9 protein-coding genes and 1 tRNA gene are annotated in these 12,953 nt (G+C 47.6%); 6 read left to right on the forward strand and 4 right to left on the reverse strand.

Annotated features, from left to right (window positions below):
- Positions 1 to 129: 129 nt before the first annotated feature.
- Positions 130 to 435, forward strand: coding sequence for a hypothetical protein (locus tag GCWU000325_RS00875; protein WP_006254006.1), 306 nt, complete (start codon positions 130 to 132; stop codon positions 433 to 435).
- A 583-nt stretch (positions 436 to 1,018) separates the two neighbouring features.
- Entirely contained in the window at positions 1,019 to 3,811 is a 2,793-nt protein-coding gene (locus tag GCWU000325_RS00885) for a M16 family metallopeptidase (protein ID WP_006254009.1), read from the forward strand.
- 22 nt (positions 3,812 to 3,833) lie between these two features.
- Here GCWU000325_RS00885 and GCWU000325_RS00890 read toward each other — a convergent pair whose 3' ends face one another.
- The gene (locus tag GCWU000325_RS00890) at positions 3,834 to 4,088 is read right to left on the reverse strand and encodes a hypothetical protein (RefSeq protein WP_006254010.1); all 255 of its coding nucleotides are present in this window, start codon (positions 4,086 to 4,088) and stop codon (positions 3,834 to 3,836) included.
- A gap of 334 nt (positions 4,089 to 4,422) precedes the next feature.
- Positions 4,423 to 4,833, reverse strand: a complete 411-nt coding sequence (locus tag GCWU000325_RS00895; RefSeq protein ID WP_006254013.1) for an HU family DNA-binding protein — start codon at positions 4,831 to 4,833, stop codon at positions 4,423 to 4,425.
- A gap of 2,099 nt (positions 4,834 to 6,932) precedes the next feature.
- Between GCWU000325_RS00895 and GCWU000325_RS00905 the strand changes: the two genes are divergently transcribed.
- Positions 6,933 to 7,487, forward strand: a complete 555-nt coding sequence (locus GCWU000325_RS00905) for an outer membrane beta-barrel protein (RefSeq protein ID WP_006254016.1) — start codon at positions 6,933 to 6,935, stop codon at positions 7,485 to 7,487.
- Between the two features lie 218 nt (positions 7,488 to 7,705).
- Here the strand turns inward: GCWU000325_RS00905 and GCWU000325_RS00915 are convergent, their stop codons facing one another.
- Complete coding sequence (locus tag GCWU000325_RS00915; protein ID WP_006254018.1) at positions 7,706 to 8,176, reverse strand: hypothetical protein; 471 nt, start codon at positions 8,174 to 8,176, stop codon at positions 7,706 to 7,708.
- 278 nt (positions 8,177 to 8,454) lie between these two features.
- Here GCWU000325_RS00915 and GCWU000325_RS00920 point away from each other — a divergent pair, with 278 nt between their 5' ends.
- Positions 8,455 to 10,140 (forward strand): putative transporter, encoded by a 1,686-nt coding sequence (locus GCWU000325_RS00920; RefSeq protein WP_006254020.1) that lies wholly within the window; start codon positions 8,455 to 8,457, stop codon positions 10,138 to 10,140.
- Positions 10,141 to 10,767: 627 nt separating this feature from the next.
- Here GCWU000325_RS00920 and GCWU000325_RS00925 read toward each other — a convergent pair.
- A tRNA-Arg gene (locus GCWU000325_RS00925) sits at positions 10,768 to 10,841 on the reverse strand.
- 286 nt (positions 10,842 to 11,127) lie between these two features.
- Between GCWU000325_RS00925 and rimP the strand changes: the two genes are divergently transcribed.
- Positions 11,128 to 11,595, forward strand: a complete 468-nt coding sequence (gene rimP, locus GCWU000325_RS00930) for a ribosome assembly cofactor RimP (RefSeq protein WP_006254023.1) — start codon at positions 11,128 to 11,130, stop codon at positions 11,593 to 11,595.
- Positions 11,596 to 11,670: 75 nt separating this feature from the next.
- The gene (gene nusA, locus GCWU000325_RS00935) at positions 11,671 to 12,930 is read left to right on the forward strand and encodes a transcription termination factor NusA (RefSeq protein ID WP_006254024.1); all 1,260 of its coding nucleotides are present in this window, start codon (positions 11,671 to 11,673) and stop codon (positions 12,928 to 12,930) included.
- Positions 12,931 to 12,953 lie beyond the last annotated feature (23 nt).

Here is a 12,953-nt window from a genome sequence, read left to right on the forward strand (position 1 = left end):
ACGACGAAATGTTTATTCTACATTCTCGCACACCGTTTAGGGGCGTAGCACGCATTTTTTCACGTGCGGATTGGGTTGGTCCTTCATCGCCATTTGTTTGCACTTCGTTTGCTCCCACCAAACGATAGTATGCTCCTGGCAAACCATAGTTTGCTCCCACCAAACGATGGTTTGCTGCCGCCAAACGATAAAACGCTGCGAATGCGCAACTCGCAAATGCCGACAATGAAAGAGAAGGGCGGTTGTTTGCACCTAAAAAACAAGGAATGCACTGTTTTTCATCGACTTGCCGAATCTATTTCCACACATAAACTCATCGAAATTCAAGGCAAGGCCTCACCAAAGCAAGGCGGCATAGGAGCGCAAGGAGCGCAACTTTCGTCCAACGGAGACCGCCTCTATCATACATTAAAACCGGCTGACGGAGGGCCTTAACTACGCGCCCTGCAAAGCGCCGGCCGAAAGCGCACAAACACACAAGCGGCATTTACGGTGGAGGTCCGGAACGGCGGCGCAAAGCTTATTGGGCATCGCTTGATGCTGCTGCATCTAAAAAGGGGTTTGGGCGTCATAAGCCCGGAGTTTGTCACTTCCAATTTACGATTAAGCACCTTATATCCTAAAATTAGTTTTTCATCTTTTTGCCATCCTGCAAAATCCCCTCTTTTAGGTATTGTCGAAAATGCGTTGTGCCTCTACATTTGCACGCACTAATCAAGCGGAAAATGAAACTGCGTCCACACTCAATCGATTTCTTGCCACTCGACTTCAATGCAAGCCGAGACAAAAGGCCGCTGCACCGAGTTTATACCAAAACTGGGGCAACAACAGCTGGGGCAATCCGATTCATTTCCTTGCAACAAGCCTTCAATAAGCCGATGGGCGCAACGCAAACGGCGAAGTTGCTCCGCTCAAACCCCAAAACCGACAAGAAAAATCGCGCGACCGGCCTATTATATAGGATGCACGGCACTTCGAAAGCGTTCTTTTCAAATACCCTAAAAGGATATTCTACTTTATGAGTCTACAGCCATTACTCATATCAGCGCTACCGGCGCAACAGGAAGCGACCTACCGGCAAGGGCGCTTATCCAACGGATTGACTTACTATATCCGCCACAACGCAGCTGAACCGGGCTTGGCCAGCTTCTATTTGGCGCAGCGCGTAGGCTCTATTTTGGAGATGCCACACCAGCGCGGCTTGGCTCATTTCCTCGAGCACATGGCTTTTAATGGGTCGACCCATTTTCGCGGCGAGGGGGCATCGCCCGGCTTGGTATCTTGGTGCGAAAGCGTCGGGATTAAGTTTGGCACAAACCTGAATGCCTGCACCGGCGTTGACCGCACGGTCTATCACATCTCGGCCGCTCCCGTGCAGCGTCAGGGCGTAACAGACACGTGCTTGTTGATCCTGCGAGATTGGTGCGATGGGCTTTTACTCAAAGAGAAGGCCATCGACAAAGAGCGCGGCGTCGTGCGTGAAGAATGGCGCACGAGGCGCACCGGAATGGCTGTGGCGCGAATGATGGAAGACGCTTTTCCGGTCATTTTCAAAGGCTCAAAATATGAAGATGCGATGCCGATCGGTCATTTGGACGTCATCAATAATTTTTCGCCCGATGCGTTGAGGGATTATTACAACAAATGGTACCGGCCGGACCTACAAGCGGTCGTCATTGTGGGAGATGTGGATGTAAATGCTATAGAAAACCAAATCAAACAGCTATTTGGTGACATCTCTCTGCCGCCCAATGCGCCCCAACGCCGATATTATCCCGTGGCTGACAACGAGCGTATGATTACGCACGTGATGCGTGACGCCGAACAGCCGATCGCTTTGGCGCATCTCTATATGAAGCGCGACGCGAAGCCAACTTCGGCGCGATCTGACGAGCACTACCGGAAAGAAATCTATGAGAAAGACCTGATTTGCTTGATGCTTAACGAGCGTTTGTCGAAGCGGCAAAGCGAAGCGAAAGTGCCTTTTACCGCGGCATCAGTGAAAGATGGAAAATTTTTGATTGTTCAGACAAAGAATGCCTTTTCGCTAAGCGTTTCTTGCAAAGGTGATCAGGTTGAAGAAGGACTATCGGCGGCCGTAGGCTTGATTGAGCAGGCGCGGCAAAAGGGCTTCACGACCGAAGAACTGACGCGGGCGAAAGCCATCTTGCGCAACAAGGCCGAGCGCTGCGATAAACAGCGCGGACAATTGGCCAATCATCATTACGTAAAGCAATGTTTGGATCATTATCTTTATGGTGAGCCGATACTTTCTGCGGCGGAAGAATTGCATTTACGGCGTAAGTTTGATGCGGAACTGACCTTGGCTGATGTAAATGCAGCCATTAAAGAATTGGTAACGGACCGCAATCAAGTATTGCTGCTTTATGCACCCCAAAAGGCGGACTTCCGCGTACCCTCGACCGAACAGTTGGAGCGCTGTGTGCGTGCTGCACAAGAGCAAATCTATCCGGCTTATCAGGAAAGTGCACGCCCGAAGATGCCACTCACGACTTTCCCGAAACCGGGCAAGATCTTGGCAGAATATGATCATACGAAAGCGGGCGGGCGCGTATTTAAGTTGAGCAATGGCATAAACGTCTACGTAAAACTTACGACTTTCGGCGCCGATCAAGTGAGTTTCAAACTTTTTGGCAAAGGCGGGAAGCAGCTCTTTCCCGATGAAGATGCACCCAACCTGGCTTTGCTCAAAGGGGCAATGGATGCCGGCGGATGGGGACAGCTCTCAGCGGCAGATTTACGCAGTTGGCTGGCCGGAAAGTCGATGCGGGTCGCGCCTTTTATCCATGAACGGACGCAGGGCGTTGAGGGTACGGCTTCGATAAAAGACTTGAGGGTACTTTTTGAGTTGACTTATTTATATGTAACGCAGCCGCGCAAAGATCAAGTTGCTTACGACGGTTTCAAAGAGCGGATGCAGTCGTTCTTGATCAATCGCGAGGCAAACCCAAACGTAACCTACAACGACTCAATTGCGGCAGCGCGCTACGGAAACAACCCACGCACCGCACCAACCACGATGGAGACGTTAGAAAAAGCGGACTACGAGCGTATGCAGGCAATCTATCGCCAACTTTTCTGCGGGATGAATGACTGCAACGTGATTCTTGTGGGGAATATTGACTTACAAACTTTGCGTCCCTTACTCTGTCGTTACGTGGCTTCTTTACCTGCGGCAACCGGCATAGGTACGCAACGGAGTGAGACTCTTCCGGCGGTGAGAGATGTGGACGAAACGTACATTTATCGGCGTCGGCAAGCTACGCCATACGCGTCTGTTTCAATCTTCTACGATTTTGAACTGCTCTATGAACCGCAGAGCAGCATAACGCTCAATGCTTTCAAGCACATTCTTCAGATGATGTACACAGATACCATTCGCGAAGAATCGGGAGGTGCCTATCACGTCAGCGTAATTACAGAATTAGATAACTTGAAAACGCCTAATGCGCTCTTAAAAATCGCATTCTGCACGGACCCACAGCGCTATGAGGAGTTAATTCCCTTGGTCTACAAGCAGCTAAAACGCTTGGCGGAGCAAGGACCTGCGCAAGAGTTGTTGCAAAAATCAAAGGAATTCTTGCTGAAAGCGCATCAACAGCAAGCGCGCTCTTGCCATTATTGGCTACACATCTTATATAATATAGTGTATAGCGGAGTAGATTTTGATGCTGACTATGAAAAGATGACGCAAGAGGTCTCTGCACAGGACGTACAGCAACTTTGCAAGGCACTACTGGCTCAAAAACGGCGCATAGAGGTAACGATGTTGCCGCTTGAAGCGAAATAATCGCGTCCGCCCTAAGACATCGTCAGCAACCCTTATTGATTAAACGGACGCATCTACAAAGAAAATCTTCCACCTCGCCGTTGAGTACGACAGCATGCTTTGATTCATCGAAAGTTGCTCCTGAGGGCTGCGTGATGTTATAATATTCTAGCGTGAGTGAAGCGAAGTCGCAAATAGAACCATCTTTTCCCTCTGCCGTTACCGTAGCATTTCTGATAAGTAACTTTTCTTTTGAACCATTATATCCCGCGATTCCGTTTTGTACCTTGGCATTCACGATATAGTTGTTGATAGTGAAATCAGTTTCACTTGTGTAGATTCCACATTGTTCCTGACTGTTTACATTGAACGTGCCACCGCCGCCAAACTTTCACCTATGATCGAAAAAACTCTCCTATAAGACAATTTTAATTCTCCTATAAGACCGTTTCAACTTTCCTATAAGACAATTTTTCCGATCATAGGTGAAAGTTGGAACAATCCCTATCCCCGCATCACCAAAAAACGGCCCATTTTCAACAAGGTACGAAAAAGCCGCGCCCCCGAAAACGGAAACGCGGCCTTTGCTACTTGTGATTTTTGCCGGCACTAAGTTGTGCCTCAATCCTCAACTACTTCGCATTCCGAATATCATCCTGCGCACCGAAGATTAAGTTGCGCTTATCGAGAGCCATACGCATCGTACTGCTTTTCGTGAACCGCACGCTCACGCGCTTAATGAGATTTGCCCCTTTTTCCTTGGCCTCTTTCGCCGTCGTTACGCCCTCGCCGTGCATCGTCAGGCGAAAAGAACCGAGATCACCTAAGCGAACCGAATTACCGTCCGCAAGTGTTTGGAGAATCTCATATTGCAGGGCATCCAACACCGCCTTGACGGAGGCAGAAGATACGCCCGAACGTTTCTCGATGCGCCCGACAATCGTGCGCAACATCACGGGCACGCCCGGCGCCATCTGCGGATAAAATTTCACTTGATCTCTCTTGAGCGGATTTTTCTTCGCTCTGATAACGAATTTAATCATTGTGGTATAGATTTAATTGGTGAATAATTAAGCCAAGAGCGCTCCCCGCCCTTGCGTATGCAAAGGTAAGCATTTCCGGCGAGCCGACAAAACGCACAATAATCGCTTGATTATAAGCCAATCCGCGGATATTTTGAGAGACCAACCCTAAGGGGTTGCCCTTTTGCGGCGAACTATGGCAGGGTTGTCGCTCCGCTCCAACGCCTGCCCTGCCAAAAGACCAAGCCTAAGGGCTTGTATCGCAGGGATGGGCTTTGGTGGTTTGATTTATCAGCATGTTCAAACGGCTATATGCGGATATTTTGAGAGACCAACCCTAAGGGGTTGCATTTTTGCGGCGAACTATGGCAGGGTTGTCGCTTCGCTCCAACGCCTGCCCTGCCAAAAGACCAAGCCTAAGGGCTTGTGTTGCCGGGGTGGGCTTTGGTGGTTTGATTTATCAGCATATACAAACGGCTATATGCGGACGATTTTGAAAGACCAACCCTAAGGGGTTGCACTTGGCGGCGCGTTGCGGCAGGGTTAAGCCGCTTCGCACCTTAACCCTGCCCTGCCAAAGGACCAACCCTAAGGGGTTGTTTTTGAGGGTGTGGTTTTGTCGGTTTAATTTTGTGTTACCTTTGACATAATATAAATATGAGGCTAACATTTGCACGCCTAAAATCGTCAACTATCGCTCACTTCCGTCCGCCAATAACCCCATCGGGGTTAGTCTTTTGGTAGGGCAGTGTTGACGTAAAGCGTCAACGCTGCCTCGGAGCATAGCTAAATTGACAACCCCTTAGGCTTGCTGTTGCGGATGTGAACTTTGGTAGTTTAATTTATCAACATATTCAAACGGAGATAAGCGGCCGTTTTGAGAGACCAACCCTAAGGGGGTGCACTTGGCGGCGCGTTGCGACAGGGTTAAGCCGCTTCACACCTTAACCCTGCCCTGCCAAAAGACCAACCCTAAAGGGGTTGTTTTGTGCGTATTACTCCATATGATCCTAATATGCCTGCTGAAGATTGGGGCGAGGTTATGGTTGTTTCAAAAAGTACAATATAAGTTATTTATCTCTCCGTTCAACTGATCTACAAATACCCTGATCTCTGTCGTCCACACCTATACAAATGGTAAAATCCTCCCAAAGTCGTCCAACTATCGCGTACGCTCGTCCACAAATAACCCCATCGGGGTTAGTCTTTTGGTAGGGTAGGTATTGGAGCGAAGCGACAACGCTGCATCAGCAAGTAGCAGTAATGACAACCCCTTAGGGTTGGTCTTTCAAAACAAACCAACGCCCGCCGGCGTACCTTGAAAGTCCAAACCTAAGGGCTTATTGTGCGCGTGTTTTTTAATTGAATAAGTCGTTATCTAATCTTGCTTTGCCCGTTGAGGTAAGGCGATTTCAGCCGTACAACGAGAGGAATATATTACGTTGTCCTTTATCGGAAACTTACAAAGAGTGTGCTTTCTATGCTGATGTAAAACACTTGCGAAACCCATCGAATATATAGCAACGTTCCACTATTCTCGCAGCTATGTTAGGCGCAAATATGCATCGGGCAATTGCTTTATGGTCCATCATAAATTTGCAAAAAGAGTTCACTCCTACAGTTCTTAGAGGATCTCCCTTATATTGAACGTACATTAAATAATAAATAGATGTCAGATGGGATATAAGGATAGATTCTTGCAACATCACACGTAAAAAGGAATGATTGAGTTTTTCCTGCCACGTCTTCAGCGAATTTTAAGTCCGTTTATTGGGGTCTAAAAATGGGTTCCTTCAAGAATTTATTGTTCTATTTCGGTGAAAATACTATCATAATACACGGTATTAAAGGGACTGAAGCTTACTTTTAGCTTTTTTTGTGTAGGAAATAATCTTTATCGTCTGTAACATCCGTATCTTTGTCCCGTCATTAACATAACGGCGCGAGAAAAGCTGCACTTGTGTTGCCTCCCTCCGCCTTTCGGCTCAACGCTTTAGACATTAAAAGAACAAAAGAGCGACCATAAGAGACGATAACAGCAAACGAGATAAAAACAAATCATTTATAAAAAGGAAATCGGCAGGCGTAAGCCTCCGTATGTTTAACTAAATTATCAGACAATGAAAAAGTTATTCCTAACATTCGCATTCGCAGTAGTAACTATCGCAGCCAGCGCACAAGTTTATCTTGGTGGTGAAGGCGGCTTTTGGCGTAACCCTGATGGCAACCACACACAGTTCTCTTTGAGACCGGAAATTGGTTACAAGCTCGATAGCGATTGGTCGCTTGGTTTGCAAGTAGGCTACCAATACGATTACGTAGGCGGCAATGATGTCAATACCGTTAACGTTGCGCCTTATGCACGCTACACTTTCGCAAAGCTTGGCCCCGTTAAGTTCTTTGCTGACGGCGGTTTTAGCTTCTTTTCTTCAACATTAGATAAACCGGGTAGCCACGATCCTAAATATTCTACTTGGCAAATCGGTATCACGCCGGGTCTTTCTGTAGATCTGAACAGACGTGTTTCTTTCATCACGCACTTCGGTTTCTTAGGCTATCGTGATTCTGATGCCAAGAACGGTGGCATTGGTGTTACCAACGTATTGGGTGAAGACGGCTTCGGCTTCAATCTCGACGCTTCTACGCTCCAATTTGGTTTCGTCTACAACTTCTAAAAATAGCCGGACATTGTCCGCTTTATAAACAGCGCCCCGTTATCGTTTAGCGATAATGGGGCGTTTCCTTGTTTGTACGCAACAGGAGAAATAGTACTCTTCGTATCGCGCCGCAGATTTGTAATAGCGCCACCCAAGTCTTTGATTGTTACAAAAAGAAAATGCTCCGGAAGCATAATAACTTCCGGAGCATTTATAGCATTAAACTAACGACCGCTTTACTTTGATTTCAGCGTTTCCGTCACCTTGATTGTATCCTTCTCAACGTAAGTCTTATCCTTATCGTTTTGAGATATAACGACATTCAAGTTGTCGTTGTTAGCATCATAATAGATTGTCGTCTGATAAGCCGGCACTTCGTGCGCTTTACCACCCGTTGTCTTATAAATACCATTTTCAGAAACGATCGGCGTAACCGTATTGAAATTCTTCACCACGTTATCATATTCGCCGCCAACAAGCTTCTGCATACGAGCCTTGAGGTCTGCATTGTCTAAGAGGTTGATTTCTGTCGGCGTTTTGCCGTCGTTGGTAGAAAAGAGCGCCTTCACGCCGTCCGTTGCAGTAGAATCATTTGCCACCTGCGTAGAATCGTTTGTTGCAGGTGTAGCTTCTTTCGTCTGTTGCTTGCAAGCCGTAAAGCCCAAACCGATTACGAGCGCTGCAGCCAAGATAAATGTCTTTTTCATTGCTGTTTTTATCAAGTTTAATTTATATGGAGCAATATTACTCCACGGCGCAAAAATACACAATCTATTTGGCTTACATCATGAAATTAAAGAAAATTAGGCGAGGCTATTCTATCTTGGCTTTTCTCTACTCCACTTTGCATCTTTCATTATTTTTGAGTTTGCAACGGTTGATTCTCTCCTTTTTAATTGTTTGTATACGGAGAAGGGCGTACTTTTGCACAGCAATCTATAGTTGATTTATTATTTAACACATTCAAGACTATCACTATTCTACAATGGGATGGATTAACGACATACTTTATAACCAAGATTCGGTGGCGCATACTATCGCTCTTTATGCAGTTGTCATATCTTTAGGCATCTTGCTGGGTAAGATAAAGATCCGAGGTTTTTCTTTTGGGATGACGATCGTGCTTTTCATTGCCATATTGATGGGCCACTTAGACTTTCGCATCAACCAGCAGGTCTTGCTCTTTATGCGCGACTTCGGACTTCTGATTTTTGTCTACACGGTAGGCTTACAGATGGGTTCGAGCTTCTTCTCCTCTTTTCGGCAATCCGGCATTCGCCTCAACGTCTTGGCCATCTTTGTCGTCCTGCTGAACCTCATCGTCTTGTTTACGATCTATTTTTTCAATAGCGATAAGACGAGCATCTACCAATTGGTCGGCATTATGTCGGGCGCCGTGACGTGTACGCCCGGATTGGGTGCTGCGCAGCAGGTTTTGCAGGAAGCACCGGGCGACTATGCGCAGACAATCTCGCAGATGACGATGGGCTATGCCGCAGCTTATCCTGTCACGATCATCGCTTCGGTTCTCGTGATGGCGTTTATCAAACTGATATTTCGCATCAATCCTTCAGCAGAGCAAGCAGCCGTGGAAAAAGAAGAGGCCGACGCTCACGTAGAACCATTTATCGGCACATTTAAGTTAACCAATACGCTGATTGATGGCATAACGGTGTCTAAGTTGCACAACGTTTACGACCACGATTATGTCGTTTCGCGCATACTAAAGCCGGACGGGCAAATCTTAATACCCGGTTACGACACGCAAATCGGCGTCAATGACCTGCTCTTAGTCGTAATGTCGCCCGAAGATGTCGAGGCTTTCCGGCAGATTGTGGGGCCTACGGTGGAGCGCAACTGGGATAAGGAGCCGGGAAAGGTCGTTTCGCGCAACATTCTCATATCCAATCCAAAGATTAACGGGAAACAGCTGGGCGCACTGCGCATACGCAACGGTTACGGACTGAATGCCACGCGCGTAACGCGGGCCGGCGTCTCACTTTTGGCTTCTCGCCATCTCACTTTGCAGGTCGGCGACAAACTGACGGTCGTAGGTCGCGAAGCCGACGTCGATCATTTGGCCGGCCGCTTGGGAAATTCGCAGAAACACCTGCGGCAACCCAACATGTTTACCTTCTTCTTCGGCATACTCCTCGGCATTTTGCTTGGCAGCGTGCCCATTGCTTTTCCTGGAATGACCATGCCGCTGCGCCTGGGACTCTCCGGCGGCCCACTGATCATTGCAATCCTAATCAGCCGCTATGGTTACAAACTCAAGTTGGTTTCCTATACTTCCACCTCGGCCGCATTGATGATTCGCGAATTTGGTATGTGCATTTTCTTAGCCTCAGTAGGCTTCGCCGCCGGCCCGAAGTTTGTCGAGTCTGTCTTTAGCGCCAACGGCGCACAATGGGTTTTCTGGGGCTTCCTCATTACAACCATTCCCTTAGTCGTAGTAGCCACATTCGCGCGCATAAAATATAAGATCAACTACTTTACTATTCTCGGCTTCATCTGCGGAGCTTACACCGATGCTCCCGCTTTGGCCTATGCCGATAGCGAAGGCAACAACGATGCGGCGCTCGTGGCCTACTCTACAGTCTATCCGCTCATCACCTTCCTCCGCGTCCTGTGCGCCCAGTTTATCGTTCTGGCTTTCCTGGCCGTCTGATAAGCCCGCGACGCCACAATCTTGTATCCTTTAGCGGCCTTTCCGCTTCCTTATATCCACCCTCGCCCCTATCGGGACGGGGGTGCGCTCATTTTACCCCTTTGAAAGTTTATTCTCATCCTGTTTCCACATTCCCGACTCCACTTCCTTGCGCATCAATTTCAGCAAAGGACACGACCGCCCGCAAGCAAATAAACGCCCCATCAGAATCACCATCATCAACTCATAATCTCACTACAAAAAACACGCACGAAAAGCCGCCAACAAGTCAAGAAATCCCGCCCTACGCTCAAACGCCCATTGTTTGCTCCCGCCAAACAATCGTTTGACCCCACCAAACCATAGTTTGCTCCCACCCAACAATCGTTTGGTGCCGGCAAACAATAAACACCTCGGACAAAAATAGTCACAAAACCGGCGGAAATAAATTCAAAAGAAACCAGAACACCTCACTGTTTCTCGTATTACCCGCAAAAGGCGAGACAAAGAAGAAGATTAAGTCCTTACGCCTTGAACCAGTTTGCATCAAAATCGAGAGAGGGCAAACCGGCACTGAACAATGCTAAACCTTGCGCGACACATAAGGGCATAAAAAAAGAGAAAGACAAAACTGCCTTTCTCTCAATGTGACCCCGGTGGGACTCAAACCCGCGACACTCAGAACCGGAATCTGATGCTCTATTCAACTGAGCTACGGGGCCTATATTTTTCCGGTGCAAAAATAGGCATTAAAGGCCAACAAGCAAAATTTGATGCTGACAAAGCGAAAAAACTTTTTAATCTCTTGGTAATTACTTGCGAAACTCGTATCTTTGCGGACATAAAAGGGTGAGGGACTTTTTGAAGTTCCTCATTTGTTTTTAACCGTTTACGTCTGTTTGCATCACGCTTCTTTACAGATCGCAAACGGCAGCCGCAAGGGGAAGCGCCATCTCGTCCAAAAAAACAAGAGCAGATGGGGCGCATTCTCATATCTTTATATAATGTATGATAGATAAAAACGTCGTAAAACAACTGGTAGAGGAATGGCTCGATGGAAAAGATTATTTTCTGACGGACCTGACCGTTTCCCCGGACGATCGCATCGTCGTAGAGATGGATCACGTAGAGGGGGTTTGGATTGAAGACTGTGTAGACCTAAGCCGTTATATCGAAGAACGTTTGAATCGCGACGAAGAAGACTACGAGCTGGAAGTGGGCAGTGCAGGCATCGGCCAACCTTTTAAAGTGCATCGCCAATATGAGATTCACGTAGACTCACCGGTCGTAGTGCTAACCGGTGAAGGTAAGAAGTTGCGCGGCATATTAACGGCCGTCGAGTCCGACCACTTTATCCTGACGATTAAGGAAAAAGTGCGACCCGAAGGGGCAAAGCGCCCGCAATGGGTAGACAAGGACCTCACCTTCCGCTTCGAGGACGTTAAATATACGAAGTACGATTTAGACGCAAAATAAACGTACGGACAGCTATGGCACACCGATCATAGGCAGACGCAACTTAGTTCACGTAAATAATAAAAACAATATACAATGCCCAGAAAGAAAGCCGAGGTGATCAGCCTCACCGATACCTTTGCTGAGTTTAAAGAGAACAAAAACATAGATCGCACGACGTTGGTCAGTGTGCTTGAAGAGAGTTTTCGCAGCGTTATTACAAAACTCTTCGGTTCAGATGAAAACTTCGACGTGATTGTCAACCCGGACAAAGGCGACTGCGAAATCTATCGCAATCGTGTAGTCGTGGCTGACAATGCTGTTGAAGACCACAAATCGCAAATCAGTCTGACTGAAGCACGCGAGATCGACTCTGACTACGAAGAGGGCGAGGAAGTGAGCGAGCCCATTAACTTCGCAAAATTTGGCCGCCGTGCTATCCTGACGCTTCGCCAAACGCTGGCGAGCAAACTGCTTGAGCTGGATCACGATGCGCTTTTCAATAAGTATAAAGATCGTGTGGGCGAAATCATTGCGGCTGAAGTATATCAGACGTGGAAGCAGGAAACGCTCCTGATGGACGATGAGGGCAATGAACTTTATTTGCCCAAGAATCAACAAATACCGCGCGATTTCTTCCACAAGGGAGATAATGTCCGTGCAGTAATCGACCGCGTCGACAACTTAAACGGCACGCCCAAGATCTTCTTGAGTCGCACAAGCCCCGAGTTTTTGCGTCGCTTGCTCGAACAAGAAATTCCGGAGATCGGCGATGGGTTAATTTCACTCAAGCGCATTGCACGCATACCCGGAGAACGTGCAAAGATTGCCGTAGAAAGCTACGATGACCGCATAGATCCCGTAGGTGCTTGCGTAGGCGTGAAAGGCAGCCGCATTCATGGCATTGTAAGAGAATTGCACAACGAAAACATTGACGTAATCAATTACACGTCTAACCCTGCGCTGTTTATTCAACGTGCGCTCAATCCGGCACAAGTTTCCAGCATTCAATTGGATGAAGAAAACCGCAAAGCGCAAGTATATCTGCGCCCTGAAGAAGTATCGCTGGCCATCGGTAAGGGAGGTCAGAACATCAAATTGGCTTCTATGCTGACGGAATATACGATCGACGTCTTCCGCGAAGTAGAGGGCGATGATCAGGAAGACGACATCTTCCTCGATGAGTTTGCTGATGAAATCGATCAATGGGTCATCGACGCGATTAAGTCAATCGGCCTGCAAACGGCAAAGGATGTATTGAACGCTCCGCGCCAAATGCTGATTGAGAAAGCCGACCTCGAAGAGAGTACCGTAGATGAAGTACTCCGTATATTGAACGCAGAGTTTGAGCAATAAATACTAATAATCCGTTTTTCCCC

The sequence above is a fragment of the Alloprevotella tannerae ATCC 51259 genome (assembly GCF_000159995.1).
GTDB classification, from domain to species: domain Bacteria; phylum Bacteroidota; class Bacteroidia; order Bacteroidales; family Bacteroidaceae; genus Alloprevotella; species Alloprevotella tannerae.

Bases quoted from the DNA above. Each gene is read 5' to 3' on its own strand.
- GCWU000325_RS00905 (WP_006254016.1), top strand. From the start codon at position 6,933: ATGAAAAAGTTATTCCTAACATTCGCATTCGCAGTAGTAACTATCGCA.
- rimP (WP_006254023.1), top strand. From the start codon at position 11,128: ATGATAGATAAAAACGTCGTAAAACAACTGGTAGAGGAATGGCTCGAT.
- GCWU000325_RS00920 (WP_006254020.1), top strand. From the start codon at position 8,455: ATGGGATGGATTAACGACATACTTTATAACCAAGATTCGGTGGCGCAT.
- GCWU000325_RS00895 (WP_006254013.1), bottom strand. From the start codon at position 4,833: ATGATTAAATTCGTTATCAGAGCGAAGAAAAATCCGCTCAAGAGAGAT.
- GCWU000325_RS00915 (WP_006254018.1), bottom strand. From the start codon at position 8,176: ATGAAAAAGACATTTATCTTGGCTGCAGCGCTCGTAATCGGTTTGGGC.
- GCWU000325_RS00875 (WP_006254006.1), top strand. From the start codon at position 130: ATGCTCCTGGCAAACCATAGTTTGCTCCCACCAAACGATGGTTTGCTG.
- GCWU000325_RS00885 (WP_006254009.1), top strand. From the start codon at position 1,019: ATGAGTCTACAGCCATTACTCATATCAGCGCTACCGGCGCAACAGGAA.
- nusA (WP_006254024.1), top strand. From the start codon at position 11,671: ATGCCCAGAAAGAAAGCCGAGGTGATCAGCCTCACCGATACCTTTGCT.